The 15537-nt window shown below is 69.1% G+C and carries 15 protein-coding genes; 8 read left to right on the top strand and 7 right to left on the bottom strand.

Annotated features, from left to right (window positions below):
- The coding region (locus AC1DW3_RS28015) for a UDP-2,3-diacylglucosamine diphosphatase (protein ID WP_477937109.1) at positions 1-470 on the top strand (470 nt) is incomplete at its 5' end.
- Here the strand turns inward: AC1DW3_RS28015 and asd are convergent.
- From asd to AC1DW3_RS28000, 3 genes are read right to left on the bottom strand one after another with little or no spacing between them, the layout of a single operon-like run.
- On the bottom strand, positions 457-1374 hold the full coding sequence (gene asd, locus AC1DW3_RS28010) for an archaetidylserine decarboxylase (RefSeq protein ID WP_477937107.1): 918 nt from the start codon (positions 1372-1374) through the stop codon (positions 457-459). The two genes, AC1DW3_RS28015 and asd, sit on opposite strands and share 14 nt — an antisense overlap.
- A complete protein-coding gene (locus tag AC1DW3_RS28005) occupies positions 1374-3029 on the bottom strand; it encodes an aminotransferase class III-fold pyridoxal phosphate-dependent enzyme (protein WP_477937105.1) in 1656 nt (551 codons plus the stop codon). The genes asd and AC1DW3_RS28005 overlap by 1 nt, the downstream gene beginning before the upstream one ends.
- A 4-nt stretch (positions 3030-3033) precedes the next feature.
- Positions 3034-3648 carry an Mpo1-like protein gene (locus tag AC1DW3_RS28000; protein ID WP_477937103.1) on the bottom strand — a complete coding sequence of 205 codons (615 nt, stop codon included), beginning with the start codon at positions 3646-3648 and terminating at the stop codon, positions 3034-3036.
- Positions 3649-3761: 113 nt separating this feature from the next.
- On the opposite strand from AC1DW3_RS28000, the gene AC1DW3_RS27995 reads away from it, so the two are divergent.
- On the top strand, positions 3762-5003 hold the full coding sequence (locus AC1DW3_RS27995; RefSeq protein ID WP_477937101.1) for a glycosyltransferase family 4 protein: 1242 nt from the start codon (positions 3762-3764) through the stop codon (positions 5001-5003).
- A gap of 19 nt (positions 5004-5022) precedes the next feature.
- Here the strand turns inward: AC1DW3_RS27995 and AC1DW3_RS27990 are convergent, their stop codons facing one another.
- Together AC1DW3_RS27990 and lplT are read right to left on the bottom strand one after the other, a co-directional pair.
- Entirely contained in the window at positions 5023-5496 is a 474-nt protein-coding gene (locus AC1DW3_RS27990) for a hypothetical protein (protein WP_477937099.1), read from the bottom strand.
- A gap of 70 nt (positions 5497-5566) precedes the next feature.
- Positions 5567-6847 (bottom strand): lysophospholipid transporter LplT, encoded by a 1281-nt coding sequence (gene lplT, locus AC1DW3_RS27985; RefSeq protein ID WP_477937097.1) that lies wholly within the window; start codon positions 6845-6847, stop codon positions 5567-5569.
- Between the two features lie 98 nt (positions 6848-6945).
- Here lplT and AC1DW3_RS27980 point away from each other — a divergent pair, with 98 nt between their 5' ends.
- Together AC1DW3_RS27980 and AC1DW3_RS27975 are read left to right on the top strand one after the other, a co-directional pair.
- On the top strand, positions 6946-8199 hold the full coding sequence (locus tag AC1DW3_RS27980) for a putative DNA modification/repair radical SAM protein (protein ID WP_477937095.1): 1254 nt from the start codon (positions 6946-6948) through the stop codon (positions 8197-8199).
- Positions 8199-8966, top strand: a complete 768-nt coding sequence (locus tag AC1DW3_RS27975) for a TIGR03915 family putative DNA repair protein (RefSeq protein ID WP_477937093.1) — start codon at positions 8199-8201, stop codon at positions 8964-8966. The genes AC1DW3_RS27980 and AC1DW3_RS27975 overlap by 1 nt, the downstream gene beginning before the upstream one ends.
- On the opposite strand, the gene AC1DW3_RS27970 is transcribed toward AC1DW3_RS27975, so the two are convergent.
- Together AC1DW3_RS27970 and AC1DW3_RS27965 are read right to left on the bottom strand one after the other, a co-directional pair.
- Complete coding sequence (locus tag AC1DW3_RS27970) at positions 8960-10021, bottom strand: hypothetical protein (RefSeq protein WP_477937091.1); 1062 nt, start codon at positions 10019-10021, stop codon at positions 8960-8962. The two genes, AC1DW3_RS27975 and AC1DW3_RS27970, sit on opposite strands and share 7 nt — an antisense overlap.
- Before the next feature lie 92 nt (positions 10022-10113).
- Positions 10114-11592, bottom strand: a complete 1479-nt coding sequence (locus AC1DW3_RS27965; protein ID WP_477937089.1) for a hypothetical protein — start codon at positions 11590-11592, stop codon at positions 10114-10116.
- A gap of 183 nt (positions 11593-11775) precedes the next feature.
- On the opposite strand from AC1DW3_RS27965, the gene AC1DW3_RS27960 reads away from it, so the two are divergent.
- Genes AC1DW3_RS27960 through AC1DW3_RS27945 form a run of 4 tightly spaced genes read left to right on the top strand, consistent with a single transcriptional unit; the run spans position 11776 to position 15536 of the window.
- Positions 11776-12684 (top strand): glucosamine kinase nucleotide-binding domain-containing protein, encoded by a 909-nt coding sequence (locus AC1DW3_RS27960; protein WP_477937087.1) that lies wholly within the window; start codon positions 11776-11778, stop codon positions 12682-12684.
- Positions 12681-13409: a GntR family transcriptional regulator gene (locus AC1DW3_RS27955; RefSeq protein ID WP_477937085.1), complete on the top strand. Its 729-nt coding sequence runs from the start codon at positions 12681-12683 to the stop codon at positions 13407-13409. Before AC1DW3_RS27960 ends, AC1DW3_RS27955 begins: the two co-directional genes overlap by 4 nt.
- Positions 13409-14533, top strand: coding sequence for an N-acetylglucosamine-6-phosphate deacetylase (gene nagA / locus AC1DW3_RS27950; protein ID WP_477937083.1), 1125 nt, complete (start codon positions 13409-13411; stop codon positions 14531-14533). The genes AC1DW3_RS27955 and nagA overlap by 1 nt, the downstream gene beginning before the upstream one ends.
- Positions 14514-15536: an SIS domain-containing protein gene (locus tag AC1DW3_RS27945; RefSeq protein WP_477937081.1), complete on the top strand. Its 1023-nt coding sequence runs from the start codon at positions 14514-14516 to the stop codon at positions 15534-15536. The genes nagA and AC1DW3_RS27945 overlap by 20 nt, the downstream gene beginning before the upstream one ends.
- The last annotated feature ends 1 nt before the right edge of the window (position 15537 follow it).

The following is a 15537-nucleotide window of genomic DNA, read 5'->3' as shown; positions in this document are numbered from 1 at the left end:
GCGTCATCCAGTGCGCGCGCTGGCTGGCCATCGCGGGCGACCTGGCCTACGAATTCACCCTCAAGGTGAATCGCTGGTTCAACCGCATCCGCGCCAAGTGCGGGCTGCCGTACTGGAGCCTGTCGCGTTATCTGAAGCACAAGGTCAAGCGCGCGGTCAGCTATATCAACGAGTTCGAGAACGCCGTGGCGCGCGAGGCCAAGAAGCGTGGCGCGCATGGCGTCGTCTGCGGGCACATCCACCATGCCGAGATCCGCGAGATCGACGGCATCCTGTACTGCAACGACGGGGACTGGGTCGAGAGCCTGACGGCGCTGGTCGAGCATTTCGATGGCCGCCTGGAGATCATCGATCGCGGCGACGAAGCCGCGCTGCCGGGCATGCTGCCGGCTCCCAAGGCCATGCCCGTGGCGCTGCCGATGCCGGCGGCCGCGAAGGCCTCGGCAGCGGACGCCGTCAGCTCAGTCTGAGCAGCGCCTGACCGGCGCGGATTTGCACGCCGGGCGCGATGCCATCCGCCAGCTCGAAGCCCCGAGGCACGAACACGATGATGGTCGAGCCATGCTCGAACCAGCCCATCTCCTGGCCTTTGACATGGGGTGCCGAGCAGGGCATTTCGTTCGCGCCTTTGCGGCCGAGATGCAGCAGCACGTCGAGGAAATGCAGGCGGATGCTGGCAACAAGGATGGCCGCCACCGGCACCAGCGCAATGGCGTGGCCGCTGGCCAGCGTCATGCGCACGACAGCGCGCTCGTTGCGGCAGAACAGCCGCTCGACGCGCTTCAAAGCCACCGGGTTCACGTTCCAGGTGTCGCCGCTCAGATAGCTCACATGCTCGACCGTGCCGTCGGCCGGCGCGTGGAAGCGGTGATACATCGCCGACGTCAGCCGCAGCGTGACGAAGCGGCCACCCTCGAAGGCGCTGGCGTCCTGCGTCGGGCCGAACAGATCCGCGGTCGAGTACAGAAAGCCCTTGGCCTGGTAGACCTGACCGTGCTCGACCACGCCGGTGGCGCCGACGATGGCGTCGCTCGGGCTGGCCAAGACCTCGGGCCGCGCATCGAAGACGCGCGAGCCGGGTTTCAGTTCGCGCGTGAAGCAGTCCTTCAGCGAGCGGAACTCGGTGTGGCTGGCGTCGCTGAGATCGAGCGGGATGAAGCACCGCCACAGGCGAATGGTCAGTTTCGTCAGCAGCGGGCTCTCGATGCGCGAGAAACGCCCCATCAACTTCGTCAGCGCGATGCGTGGCACGCGGTTGGTCAGCAGGAAGTTCAGGTCTTCCTGCGCCACCAGGCGCTTGAACCAGCCCGGCCGGGACGTGGTGCTGCCGTTCCTCCCGCCGGCCAGGGCGGGCGCTGCTTCCTGGTTTTTCATCAGAACTTATTGCTCAGCATCTCGCGGAACACGCTGCGGCGGATGGCCTTGGCGGTGAGCTCGGGCGCCGTCCACCACCAGCCGTCGGCTTGCATCTCGGCACAGGCGGCAGCAAAACGGTCCAGCACTTCCTCGAACTCGGCGTCGCCGTAGTTCAGGCTGAAGATGAACCGCCCCGTGCCCACCCAGCTCAGCGCCAGGCCGTGCTTGCGCAGATAGAACTGCAGCATCCAGTGGTAGCGGCCCGGCTGCGTGTAGAGCACCGTCCAGATGGTCGACAGGTTCGCCACGCGCACGGGCGCACCGGCCTGCTGCAGCCGCGCGTTGAAGCGCTCGGCGCGGGCGTTCCAACGCGCATCCAGGCCGTCGTACAGGGCTTTCACCTCGGGGCGCTCGATGTGCTTCAGGAAGGCCGCCATCGCGGCCACCACATAGGGATGGGCATTGAACGTGCCACGAGCGAAGCAGATGTCGGCGGGCCGGTCCTCGCGGTAACGCGTCATCAGCGCGCGGCTGCCGCAGACCACGCCGACCGGCAGCCCGCCACCCAGCGTCTTGCCATAGGTGACGAGATCGGCCTTGACGCCGAAGTACTCTTGCGCGCCGCCAGGCGCGAGGCGGAAGCCGACGAAGACCTCGTCGAAGATCAGCACGATGCCGCGTGCGGTGCAGACCTCGCGCAGCTTCCTGAGCCACGCGGTATAGGCCTCTCGCTGATCCTTGTCGTAGTTCGCGCGGCGGCTGCCGTCGATCAGCGCGGAGTCACCCGGCGCATTCGCGTTCGGGTGCAGGGCCTGCAGCGGGTTGACGAGCACGCAGGCGATGTCACGGCGCGTGGCCAGCACCTTGAGCGAGCGCTCGGCCATGTCCTGCAGCGTGAAGGTCTCGCGCGGCGGCAGCGGGTTGCCGGGGCCGGGCTGCACGTCTTCCCACCAGCCGTGGTAGGCGCCGGCAAAGCGCACCAGGCGCTTCTTTCTCGTGTGATAACGCGCCAGCCGCACGGCCTGCATGACGGCCTCGGTGCCGGACATGTGGAAGCTCACCTCCTCATGGCCCGAGATGGCCTTCAGCCGCGACAGCACATCCAGCACGCAGGGGTGGTAGGCACCGAGCACCGGGCCCAGTTCGCGCGCCGTGGCCACGGCCTCGTCGATGCAGGCCTTGTAGGCGTCATAGCCCAGCACGTTGACGCCGTAGGAGCCCGTCAGGTCGTAGAACCGGTTGCCGTCCAGGTCTTCCACCTGCACGCCGGAGCTGGCCTGCAGGAAGGCCCCCACCTTCAGGTGCTCGCGCAGCACCGGGCTGAACTGGAAGGGCACGCGGTAGCGGCCAGTGAAACGCAGATCGGAGATGGTCTCGCGTGCTGCTTCGGTCGCGGCCAGCGTCTTGGCGAAGCGCCTGTCGAACTCGGCACCCAGGCGCTGCAGCGCAGCACGGCGTTGCGAGGCGACGTGCTCCGGCGCACCATCGGCCGTGAAGAACTGCGCCAAGTCATAGGCATAGCCTGGCACCCAGCGCGCCAGCCGCTTGGCCATGCGCGAGTGACCGGCGAGGGACCGGTGCTTGGCCCGTGACAGCTCAATGCGCCGCTTGACCGCCGGCAGCAGCGCGAGCACGCCGAGGGCCAGCGCCGACAGGGTGAGGGTCTCGTCCATCAGCTCAGTGCGCCTGCTGGCCCACGTGGTCCATCGGGTCGATCAGCTGGCCGCGCAGCAGATACAGCGGCGCCTTCCAGTACAGCATCACATCATGGAAAGGGTCGGTGATGATCTTGAAGCCCCAGGCCAGTCCCTGCATCAGGTTCTGCGTGACCCACAGCTGCACCACGCGGAACACCAGGCCCGTCACGCCCAGGCAGAACCAGGCCATGCCGACGTCCTCGAGGAAGCCCGGCAGGCCCACGGCCGGCTGGATCAGGCCGCCCAGCGACGGCGACAGCCACAGCACCAGCGGCAGCGCCACCCACACCGCCATCAGCACGATCTTGCGGCGGATGTTGTAGCCAATCTTGATCTCTTCCTTGTACTCGTCGGTGGCCTGGTTGACATGGTCGTAACCGCGCGGCTCGAAGAAGAAGTGACCCGCCTGGCGCGTCGTCATCGACACGCACCAGGCCAGCAGCGCGGCCCACGCGGGATTCACGAACAGCAGCGCATACGACACCAGGAAGCTCAGCGCGCTGATCAGGTGCAGGCTCTGGTTGATGCGGCTGTGGTGGTAGTAGCGGTGGTCGTCCCAGCGCTGGGTCTTCAGGGTTTGGAAGAACTCGTTCACGTCCCGTCCTCATGTTGGGTGGCAAGCGGGGCGGATGGTGGGGTGCTTGCGTGAAATCGGCGTGACGGTCCTGTTGTCATCGTTCTGTTGCATACCGGCGTGACCATTCGCGCATGAAATCCGCACACGACGCCGACGACATCCTGGTCGATGACCTGCCCGCGCCGCGCCATTCGCGCCGGCTCGCGGTGGTGACGGAGACCTACCCGCCCGAGGTCAACGGCGTCGCGATGTCTATGGCGCGCGTCGTCGACGGCCTGAACCGCCGCAACCACGACGTGCAGCTCGTGCGCCCGCGCCAGTCCGCCAAGATGGCGCCGTCACCGAGCGGCAACCCCGCCATCGACGAGGTGCTGACCAAGGGTCTGCCCGTGCCCCTCTACCCCAATCTGCGCATGGGCGTGCCGAGCAAGCGGGCGCTCGTGAAGCTGTGGTCGCTGAAGCGGCCCGACGTCGTGCACATCGCGACCGAAGGTCCGCTGGGCTGGTCGGCCCTGCAGGCGGCGCAGCACCTGGCGCTGCCCGTCACGTCGGACTACCGCACCAACTTCCACGCCTACGGCAAGCACTACCGCCTGGGCCTGCTGTCCAAGCCCATCATGGGCTATCTGCGCAAATTCCATAACCGCTGCGATGCCACCATGGTGCCCACCGAAGCCATGCGCGTGCTGCTGGCCGACCGCGGCTTCGAGCGGCTGACAGTGGTGGGGCGCGGCGTGGACGCCCAGCGTTTCGACCCCGCGCGCCGCAGCGCCGCGATGCGCGCAAGCTGGGGCGCGGGGCCGGATGATCTCGTGATGGGCTATGTGGGCCGACTGGCGCCGGAGAAGAACCTGGGCGTCGTGCTCGCCGCCTATGAGGCCGTCAAGGCCGTGCAACCACGAGTGCGGCTGGTGTTCGTCGGTGACGGCCCGATGCGCGCCGAACTGGCCGCGCGTGCGCCGGAAGCGGTCTTCGCCGGTTCGCGCAGCGGCGACAACCTGGCTGCGCACTACGCGGGGCTGGACATGTTCCTGTTCGCGAGCCTGACCGAGACCTTCGGCAACGTCACGACCGAAGCCATGGCCAGCGGTTGCGCCGTGGTCGCCTTCGAAAGCGCGGCGGCCGGCGAGTTGATCCGTAGCGGCGTGAACGGCTGGCTGGCGGGGCCGGGCAAGGAGTCGGACTTCATTGCAGCGACGCGCGTGGCGGCCTTCGACGCGGCGGCGCGGCGTGCCGTGGCCGAGCAGGCCAGGATGACGGCGCGCCGTCTGGACTGGGGTGACATCACCGCCCGGTTCGAGTCGGTGCTGGAAAGTGCGATCAGCCGGACTGAGCCAGCGTTTGCGATGCGAGGGCTGCAGCCGGCGGCGTGATGGTCCGCGAAGTACGGCGCTATTCCGCGGTCAAGGGCCGCGGGTGCTTCTTTCGGATGACCATGTTGATCGCGTCCAAGGGAATCTCGTTCAGCTGATCCACAGTGCACAGGCCGACCTGAAAGCTGTCGTCCGTTCGGACGAGGATCTTGCTGCCAACCGGGGCGTGAGCCCAGCAAGAGTTGTTGTTGTGTATGACGCCGTCAGACGGCGCGCGACCCGCAAGCACGTCGACATCCGCCAGCCTCACTGGCCAGGCGCCATCGCGCGTGGTCATCGCGTGATGCCGGCCCAAGTTCTCCGCCACTGTTGCCATGAAGACGTTGTTGAATCGTGCAGGGTCCAGATAGAGGGTCCAGCGACGGATCAGATAGGCCTCATGGCCTTCGCCGGCTATGGGCGGCGGGATAGAGCAACTGCATGCCGTGGCCTGGGCGCTCGCAAGTGTTGCGCAGGCGGCAATGGCTGAGGCAAGGCGCATCTTGGCAATCATCTGAAGTGGCGGGGCGCGACGCTGCTGCTGCTGCGTCACGGTAAGTTTAGAGAGGCGGTGTCTGGGATGTTCAGCTGCGGCGAGTCGTATCGACCCAGATCAGCACCGCAATCGCCCCCGCCACCAGCGCCCCCAACCCGCTCAGCGTCACGCCGATCGGCAATTGTGCTGCCTCACATCCCGCATACGCCGCGAGCATCAGCAACACGCTCAGGTTCTCGTTGAAGCCCTGCACGGCGATCGACCGTCCCGCGCTCAGCAGGGTGGCTCCGCGGTGCTGCAGCAGGGCGTTCAAGGGCACGACCATCGCGCCACCCACGGCGCCGACCAGGGCCAGCACAACAGCAGCGGTGGCCACCTCGCTGACCTGCGCCACGACCGGCATCAGCAGGCCCAGCATCACGCCCGCCCACAGCCCATGCCGCGCCTGATGCAGCGCCAGCCAACGGCCCGCCGCCGCGGCGCCGCCGATGACGCCCACCGCCACGGCCGCCTGCAGATACGCCGCCTGGTTCAAGGGCAGGTCGAGTGCCTCCCCCGCCCAGCGCAGCACCGCGAACTGCAAGGTCGCGCCGACGCCCCAGAACAGCGTCGTCGCCGCCAGCGACAGCCCGCCCTCACGATCGCGCCACAGCGTGCGATTGGCCGCGCGGAATTCGCGCAGCAGCGTCATCGGGTCATGCGCCGGGCTGCGCTGGCGTCGGCCGCTGTCCGGGATGCCCGCATTCAGCAGGCTGCTCACGGCATAGATCAGCAGCAGCGCCGCCAGCGAGCCGGTCAGCTTGTCGGCGGCCAGATCCAGCCCGTCGCAGAACTCGGCCAGACCCGAGCCCAGCCATTGGGGGCTGACCAGTGCCCCCCCCAGCACGGCGCCCAGCAGCGCCGCGGACACGACGCTGATCTCGATCCAGCCATTGGCTTTCACCAGCGCCTCGGGCTCGGCCAGTTCGGTGATGAGGCCGTACTTGGCTGGCGCATAGGCCGCTGCGCCCAGGCCCACGACGGCCAGCGCGGCGACCGGGTGCAGGCCGCAGGCCAGCAGCCCGAGGCCGATCATCTTGACGAGATTCATCGCCGCCATCACGCGTCCCTTGGCGAAGGCATCGGCCAGCGGGCCGACCCAGGGTGCCAGCAGCACGTAGGCCAGCATGAAGCCGAACTTCAGCAGCGGCGCCCACCAGGCCGGCCAGCCCTGCTGGACCAGCAGCGCGATGGCGACGATGAGCATCGCGTTGTCGGCCAGCGCCGACGCGAACTGCGCGCCGATGACGATGCCGAAGCCGCGCGGCAGCCGCGCCTGCCGTGAACAGGAGATGGCAGCGGGCGCGAGGTCGGTCGTGGCGGTGGGCACAGGAGGCGCACTGTGACTATGCGCCGTGAAGCGCCGATGAAACGGCGCATGAACTTCCGGTGACGGATGGCAAAGCTGTATTTGTATACAGTATTGCCATGGAAGTTCAGGACAAGCTCGCCATCCTCGCGGACGCCGCCAAGTACGACGCCTCCTGCGCGAGCAGCGGCGGCGAGAAGCGGGACTCTCGCGATGGCCGCGGCATGGGTTCGACCACCGGCGCCGGCATCTGCCACTCCTTCACGCCCGACGGCCGCTGCGTGTCGCTGCTCAAGGTGCTGCTGACGAACTGGTGCGTGTACGACTGCCTTTACTGCATCAACCGCAAGTCCAGTGACACACGCCGCGCCCGCTTCGCCATCGACGAGGTCGTGGAGCTGACGCTGTCCTTCTACCGCCGCAACGTCATCGAAGGCCTGTTCCTGTCCAGCGGCATCATCCGCACGCCCGACTACACGATGGAGCAGGTCATCGAAGTTGCGCGGCGGCTGCGCGAGCAGCAGCACTTCAAGGGCTATATCCACCTGAAGACGATTCCCGACGCCAGCCCCGAACTCGTCGAGCGCGCGGGCCTCTATGCCGACCGGCTGTCCATCAACGTCGAGCTGCCCAGCGCCACCAGCCTGAAGGCCTTGGCGCCCGAGAAGGATGCTGACGGCATCGATCGCACGATGTCGCGCATCCATCTGCGCCTGCAGGCCGCGCGCGAGGCCAGGCGCGAGGCGCAGGCCGTGCGCTCGCTGCCCGGCGCCGCGGCACGCGCGGCCAGGCCGCCCAGCTTCGCGCCGGCGGGCCAGAGCACCCAGCTCATCGTCGGCGCCGATGCGTCGGACGACCGCGCCGTGCTGCAGTTGTCCAGCCGGCTCTACACGGGGCAGGGGCTGAGGCGGGTCTATTACTCGGCCTACAGCCCCATCCCGCATGCCAGCGCGGCATTGCCGCCGCAGGCGGCGCCGCTGATGCGCGAGCACCGGCTTTACCAAGCCGATTGGCTGATGCGCTTCTACGGCTTCGGTGCCGACGAGATCGTCACCGAGGCTGGCTTCCTGTCGCTGCACCACGACCCCAAGCTCGCCTGGGCGCTGGCCCATCCGGCCAGCTTTCCCGTCGACGTGGACCGCGCGCCGCGCGAGGCCCTGTTGCGGGTGCCGGGTCTGGGCGTCGCCTCGGTCGACAGGCTGCTGGCCGCACGCCTGCGCCGCCGGGTGCGCCGGGCCGACCTGCTGGCCCTCGGCCCGGCGGCCCGGCGCGCCTTGCCTTTCCTGGTCGCCGTGGATCACCGGCCGAGCGCGACGGATGTGCAGACGCTGGCGCGGCCGGCGCTTGCGCCCGAGCAGACCGCCTTGTTCTGATGAAGCTGCCGCTGCGTCACCCTGCCGACTGGGCCGGCTTTGCCGCGCAGCTGCCGGCGCTGCTGGCCGGCGGTGACGCGAGCTGGACCCGCGACGTCGGCGCCCAGGCCGCGCTGTTTGGCGAGGCCGCTGAGACAGGGGCGCGGCCATGGGCGCCGCCCGACGGCTGGGACGAACTCGGCCACCGCGTGGCCATGCACGCCGACGATGCACGCTACGCCCGCCTGCTCGCCTTTGCGCGCCGACTGCAGCGCGACGCTAGCCTGTGGGCCGACGTGCTCGATGCCGAGCGCCGCGGCCTGCAATCACTGGCCCGGCAGGTGGACCGCGACATCCACAAGATGCATGCCTTCGTGCGCTTTCGCGAGGTGACCGACGCGCAGGCCGCCGGGGGCCGCCGCCATGTCGCCTGGTTCGAGCCGGCCCATCACATCCTGCGCGCCGTCGCGCCCTTCTTCGTGCGCCGCTTCGCCCAGCATCCCTGGGCCATCCTGACGCCGCGGGGCTGCCTGCACTGGGATGGCCAGCGCCTGTCCGGCGCCGGACAGGCGAGTCGTGAAGACGCACCGCCCGAAGACGCCGGCGAAGCGTTGTGGCTGACCTACTACCGCAGCATCTTCAACCCGGCCCGCCTCAAGGTCGCGGCGATGAAGAAGGAGATGCCGGTGCGCTACTGGGCGCTGATGCCGGAGACCACGCTCATCAGCGAACTGGTGCGCGAAGCGCCCCAGCGCGAGGCCGGCATGCTGGCGCCGCGTGATCAGTAGGCGAGGCGCAGGCCGATGCCGATCGAGTTCTGCCGCTGCGTGTAGTTCGACAGCGTGTTCATCGGGCCGAAATGCGCCTGCAGATAGATCGGCAGGTTGACGGCGCCCCAATTGAATTGCGGTTGCCAGCCGATGGTGTGCGAGGCGTGCCTGAAGCCACTGTCACCGATCTGCGACGTCAGCTCAAAGCGCCCCAGCCCGGGCCAGAACGCGCCGGCACGCACCGTGAGCCGTTCGTAGTCGGCGAACTTCAAACCCTGACCGGCCAGCGGCCCCCAGGTGATGGCCGAGTCGCTGCTCACATAGGCCTTGAGCTTGGCCCGCACGTCGTAGACGGGGGCACTGTCGTCCTGTGCGCCCCAGACCCATTCGCCCTGGACCGCCACGTAGTTCATGCCGCGGCTGATGGTGTCGAAGAAATGGCGATCGCCGCGCTCATAGGCCCGCTGGGCGTGCAGCCGGTCGTCGGCATTGCTGACGGGCTCGACGACCTGGCCGTCGGACATGTGCTCGAAGCTGAGCTGCCAGGCGCCGCGGTTGTCGCCGCCAAAGAGGCTGGCCGGCAGCCGCAGGTGCAGGCCGGGGTTGTTGACACGGTTGATGACCGGCCCCGAGTCGCGCGAGCCCACATAGAAGTCGAAGCGGTTGGTATAGGAGACGAACACCTCGGCGCTGCGCAGTCGTTCCCAGAAGTCGGGGCGCTTGCTGTCGGCCTCCAGTGGCTGGACGACGCCGGCGCTGTCTGCCGTATCCGCGGCGGCCGGTGCGGGCTTCAGTGCGCGGGTTTTCTCGTTGCGCCGCTGCGGGCAGTTCACGAGGGAGTACTTCACCGACACCTGCCCGCGCAAGGCCCGCTCATCGCGCGGCGCCCAGCCGTTGTTGCTCATCTGGTTCCAGAGCCCATAGTTGTCGTGGAAGGCAACGAAGCGTTCCGGTCCTCCCGCCTTGCCGCAGCGCTCGGGTTTCTGGTCATCCTGCGCCTGGCTGGCCGTTGCGGCCAGGGTCAGAGCCGCGAGCAGGGAGCAGGCGGCGTGATTCAGAAGGGGTTTGGGCATGACAGCGCCTCGCAGGTCGATGCGGCACTGTCCCGCCCACGCGCGTCCCTGACATCGTCAAGTCTGAGGTGGCTGCGCCCACCTCGCTGCGCTCAACCCCGGCCCACGCCTTCGAACAGCAGGGCCAACTGGCTGGCGATCAGCAGCTCCTGCCGCGTCCAGGCCCGCGTGGCGCGGGCGTCCACCAGCCACAGCGCGCCGGCCAACTGGGCACCGTCGTAAAGCGGCACCTCGATGCGCGCTTCGGCGGCGCCAGCCAGTCCGGCCAGCTCGGCGTGGCAGGGATGGAGGGCCGCGTCCGGCAGCGCCAGCGGAGCGCCATGACGGGTCAGCAGGTCCACATAACGCGGCTGCTCATTGGCATTCAGCCCAGCGCTGCCGACCGGCCAACGGATGACGCTCGCCAACCCGAGGATGCGGGCGCTGGCCGTCTTCAGCTCGGCCAGCGCTTCGGGCGGCGGCGCGGCCGCCAGGCGCTGGCGCTGGCCGCACAGATGCAGCAGCAATTCTTCCGGCGTCAGCGGCGCGGCGCCCTCATCCGCCGGCGGCGCGGCGAGCGTCGCGCGTGCCGGCAGGCTCAGTCGCTCGATTTCGGACTGAAGTGCCAGGTGTTGCCAGAGGTGGTCCAGCGCGCCGGGCGCGTCGCCCTCGGCCTGCAGCAGCTCGGCCAGTTGCAGATGGGCCTGGCGAGCCTGGGCGCGGGCCTGGATGCGCTGGGCCAGCGCGAGGCCGTGGCGGGTGGAGCGCACGGCGCCCGCGTTGTCGCCGCGGGCCAGCGCGATCTCGGTCCAGGTGCGGCTGGCCGCCGCCTCCAGCCACGGGTAGCCATGGCGGGCCGCGATATCCAGGGCCAGGCGGCAATCGGCCACGGCCCAGTCCATGCGCTGGCGGGCCAGGGCCGCGCGAGCCAGGTGCCAGTGCGCTTCGGCCTCGAAGACGCGATGGCCACCGCGCCGCGCCGCCGCCAGGCCGTGGCTGAAATGCCGCTCGGCGGCCGGCAGGTCGCCGGTCTCGATGCTGCCGACGCCGATGTTCAGCGCCAGCTTGGCGGCCAGGTAACTGTCGTCCCCGTCATTGCTGGATTGGGCGAGGTGCTCGCCGGCATCGCGCATCTGGCGCAGGCCGCGCGACCAGTCGGCCTGGGCGTAATGGATCTGGCCAAGGCCGATGCGCGCGGCCACGCCGGTCTGCAGATGGCCACTGACCTCAGCCAGGTCCAGGGCCCGCGACCACTGCTCGCTGGCGAGCTGGTACTCGCCTTGCTGATAGGCGATGCGGCCCAGCGCCTCGCACACGCGGGCGGCCTGCACCGGGAAGTGGCCGGCCGCCGCCAGCGCGCCGGCCTGTTCCAGCGCCGGCAGCAATTCCAGCGCCTGGCCTCGGGGCTCCAGCAGACCGAAGCGCGCATAGAGAGCGTCGACGCCGACAGCGGTGTCGCCAGCCGTGAAAGCGTTTACGCTGAGGGCTTCCAGCAACCGGTCCGCCGCGGCCGGATGGCGATGGGCGACGCGGGCGATACGGCCCAGCAAATCGGCCAGGGCCTCGCTGGCGGCAGGGTGAAGAGTGAACACGGCGGCAGATCCGGAAGAGAGAGCGGGTTGGTTTCTCACTGGTATTCTTGTCGATTCCGAGAGCTGATCACACTCTGACTCGGGCTGATCCTTAGCCTGATTGAGTGGCCGTAGACCAGTTTAAAACCAATTGACGACCCTCGCCGTTGGTATTAGAGTGGTATCGACTAAACCCCGTCGACCATGCCGCTTGCTCTCGATCCCTCCCTGCTGACTTCCCACGACTCCGGCCGTCCCGCGCGCTGGTGGGTCGGCATCGATGGGGGCGGTACCAGCACGCGGGCCGTGGTGGCGGATGCCGAGGGTCGCATCGTCGGCCGCGGCGAGGCGGGCGCCTCGGCGCTCAACCAGGGCACCGAGCAGGCCTGGAAGCATATTGAAGAAGCCATAGCCCGTGCCGGCGTGGCCGGTTTGGCGCTGCGGGATTGCGCTATCGGGCTGGGCCTCTCCGGCACCGGTGTGCCGGCGCAGTTGCGCGCCTTCGTGGCTGCCGATCCTGGCGTGGCACGCTTCTCTCTGGTGACCGACGGCCTCGTCGCCCTGCTGGGGGCCCATGGCGGCCGGCCGGGTGCGCTGTTGATCTCCGGTACCGGCTCGGTCGCCGAAGCGCTGTTGCCCGACGGCAGCCGCCGCATGGTGGGCGGCTGGGGCTGGCAGATCGGCGACGAAGGCAGTGGTGCCTGGCTGGGCCAGCAGGCCATGAAGCTGGCCCAGGCCGCCTACGACGGCCGCGCCGCCACCGGTCCGCTGGTGCAGGCCGTCTGGCGCCAGGCCGGCGCCACGCGCGAAGACATGCTGGGCTTCTGCGCCCAGGCGGGGCAGGGCGGCTATGCCAGCCTCGCGCCCCTGGTCTTCGAGCACGCGGAAAACGACGCTGCCGCCAGCGCGCTGCTGGCCGAGGCCGCCAGGGCGCTGGACGCCCTCGCGGCAGCCCTTCATCCCACCCTGCCGCTGGCCCTGGCCGGCAGCATCGCGCTGCGCCTCGCGCCGCGCCTCAGCCCGGCCTTGCAGTCACGCCGTGTCGAACCCCAAGGCGAGCCGGTCACCGGCGCCCTCTGGCTGATTCAACAACAAGAAATGAACCCCGCATGAGCGCTGTTTTCGCTTTCAAGCCCGACCCCAACGCGGCGTCGCCTCTCTATATGCAGCTGGCGCAAAGCCTGGCGACGGCCATCCGCGACGGCGTCTTCCACGCCGACGAGGCCCTGCCGAGCGAGCGCGTGCTGGCCGAGCAGCTCGAGCTGTCGCGCGTCACCGCGCGCAAGGCCATTGACCGTCTCGTCGAGCAGGGGCTGATCATCCGCAAGCGCGGCTCGGGCAACTACATCGCGCCCAAGCTGGAGCAGCCGCTGACGCGCCTGACCAGCTTCTCGGAAGAACTGCACCAGCGCGGCTTCGTGCCCAGCTCGCGCTGGCTGCTGCGCGGCTTCACGCCGGCGGCACCCGACGAGCAGCTGTCGCTGGAGTTGAAGAGCGGCGAGCGCGTGGCGCGCCTGGAGCGCCTGCGCCTGGCCGACTCGGTCGTCATGGCCTACGAAGTCTCGGTGCTGCCGCAGACCGTGCTGCCCGACCCGCAAAAGGTCGAGGCCTCGCTCTACACCCACCTCGGCGACCGCGCCCCGGTGCGCGCCCTGCAGCACATCCGTGCGCTGAATGCCGACGCCAAGCTTGCCGGTCTGCTGGAAGTGCCGTTAGGCGCGGCGGTGCTCTTCATCACGCGGGTCGGCTATCTGTCATCCGGCCAGGCCGTCGAGCTGACGCATTCCTACTGCCGCAGCGACTACTACGACTTCGTCGCCGAAATGAGGCGTGACTGATGCGGCTTGAAGGCGACATCGTCACGCCGCAAGGCGTGATCACCGGCCACCTGGACATCGCGCACGGTCGCGTCGCGGCCCTCAGTGGCACGCCCATCGACGTCTCGCGCGCCGGCGAGGGTGGCCGGCCCATCCTGCTGCCCGGCTTCGTCGACACCCATGTGCACGGTGGCGGTGGCCGCGACACGATGGAGGGCGGCGACGCCATCGCGACGATTGCGCGTCGCCATGCGCGCCACGGCACGACGGCCTTCCTGGCCACGACGATGACCGCGCCCGTCGGCGAGATCGAGGCCGCACTGAAGGCCCTCGGCCCGGTCTGCCGCGAGCGCGGCCGCCAGTCGGCGCGCGTGCTCGGCGTGCATCTCGAAGGTCCCTACATCAGCCCCGACAAGCTCGGTGCCCAGCCCGCTCACGCCATTCCCGCGACGCTGGAAGAGGTGCAGCGCCTGAACGAATTTGCGCCCATCAAGGTGCTGACCATCGCGCCCGAGATGACCGGCCACCTGGCCCTCATCGGCCCGCTGCGCGACGCTGGCATCCGCGTGCAGATCGGCCACAGCAACGGCGGCTACGACGACGGCGTGGCCGCCATCAAGGCCGGCGCGGCCGGCTTCACCCACCTCTTCAACGCGATGACGGGCTTGCACCACCGCGAGCCCGGCATGGTCGGCGCGGCGCTGGCGCATGGCGAACACGCCGAGCTCATCCCCGACCTGATGCATGTGCACCCCGGCGCCATCCGCGTCGCGCTGCGCAGCATCCCCGGCCTGTTCTGCGTCACCGATTCAACGGCGGCCGCCGGCATGCCCGATGGCGAGTACCGCCTCGGCGAATACACGGTTCAAAAGTGTTTGGGCGGTGTGCGCCTGGCTGACGGCACGCTGGCCGGCAGCGCACTGACCATGGACCAGGCCCTGCGCAATCTCGTGCAGGTGCTGGGCCTGGATTTGATGGATGCCGCGCGGCGCGTGTCGACCGCGGCGGCCGAGTATCTGGGCCTGGCCGACCGGGGGCGCCTCGCCGTCGGCGCCTGGGCCGATGTGGTCGTGATGGATGCCGCGCTGAACCTGCGGCGCGTGTTTGTAGAAGGTGAAGAGATCGATGTCGTCGTTGATGCTTGAGGAGGCGCTGAGCGCGCCGGACGTGGTGGCCCGCCAATTGGCAGCGGACCCGCTGAGCTATGCCCGCCTGGGCCAGGCACTACAGGAGGTGCCGCCCACCAGCGTGCTGACGATTGCACGTGGGAGCTCCGACCACGCCGCCCATTACCTCGCCTATCTCGTCATGGCGCGCCTGGGCCGGCTGGTCACTTCGCTGCCGATGTCGCTGATCACGCTCTACCAGAGCCGCATCCACTGCCAGGGCCTGTTGTCCATGGCCTTCTCGCAGTCCGGCCAGAGCCCCGACCTGATCGCGCCGACGAAGTTCTTCCGTGAGGGTGGTGCGCGCACGGTGGCCTTCGTCAACGCCAGCGGTTCACCACTCGCCGCCGCCGCCGAGCATGTGTTCGAACTGCACGCCGGCGCCGAGAAGAGCGTGGCCGCCACCAAGAGCTATATCGCCCAGCTCGTCGCCGGTGCCCGCGTCGTCGCTGCGTGGCAGCAGGACGATGCGCTGCGTGCCGCGCTGAACGTGTTGCCCGTCGCGCTGGAGCAGGCCGCCAAGCTGGACTGGAGCGCGGCGCTGCCGGTGCTGCAGAACGAAGAACGCCTCTTCGTGCTCGGCCGGGGCACGGGCCTGGCCGTCGCGATGGAAGCGGCGCTCAAGCTCAAGGAAACCTGTGGCATCCAGGCCGAGGCCTTCTCGRGTGCCGAGGTCAAGCATGGCCCCATGGCTCTCGTGCGCGACGGCTACCCGCTGCTGATCTTCGCGCCGCGCGGCCCGGCCCAGGCCGGCCTGCTGGCCATCGCCGAGGAAATGCGCGGCCGCGGTGGCCGTGTGCTGCTGGCCGCGCCCATCGGCACGCCCGGCGCCGAGCTGCCGCTGGTCACCACGGGCAACGAGGACCTGGATCCCATCGCCCTCGTGCAGAGCTTCTATCCCATGGTCGAGGCGCTGGCGCGTGCCCGCGGCTTCAACCCCGACGTCCCGCCCAACCTGGCCAAAGTCACCAAGACGCATTGAT

This window comes from Roseateles sp. P2_H4, assembly GCF_056403315.1.
This window is presented reverse-complemented; position numbering and strand designations above follow the sequence as displayed.

Coding starts and splice junctions, on each gene's coding strand:
- asd (WP_477937107.1), bottom strand. CDS start 1,374: ATGAAAAACCAGGAAGCAGCGCCCGCCCTGGCCGGCGGGAGGAACGGC.
- AC1DW3_RS28005 (WP_477937105.1), bottom strand. CDS start 3,029: ATGGACGAGACCCTCACCCTGTCGGCGCTGGCCCTCGGCGTGCTCGCG.
- AC1DW3_RS27995 (WP_477937101.1), top strand. CDS start 3,762: ATGAAATCCGCACACGACGCCGACGACATCCTGGTCGATGACCTGCCC.
- AC1DW3_RS27990 (WP_477937099.1), bottom strand. CDS start 5,496: ATGATTGCCAAGATGCGCCTTGCCTCAGCCATTGCCGCCTGCGCAACA.
- AC1DW3_RS27980 (WP_477937095.1), top strand. CDS start 6,946: ATGGAAGTTCAGGACAAGCTCGCCATCCTCGCGGACGCCGCCAAGTAC.
- AC1DW3_RS27975 (WP_477937093.1), top strand. CDS start 8,199: ATGAAGCTGCCGCTGCGTCACCCTGCCGACTGGGCCGGCTTTGCCGCG.
- AC1DW3_RS27970 (WP_477937091.1), bottom strand. CDS start 10,021: ATGCCCAAACCCCTTCTGAATCACGCCGCCTGCTCCCTGCTCGCGGCT.
- AC1DW3_RS27960 (WP_477937087.1), top strand. CDS start 11,776: ATGCCGCTTGCTCTCGATCCCTCCCTGCTGACTTCCCACGACTCCGGC.
- AC1DW3_RS27955 (WP_477937085.1), top strand. CDS start 12,681: ATGAGCGCTGTTTTCGCTTTCAAGCCCGACCCCAACGCGGCGTCGCCT.
- nagA (WP_477937083.1), top strand. CDS start 13,409: ATGCGGCTTGAAGGCGACATCGTCACGCCGCAAGGCGTGATCACCGGC.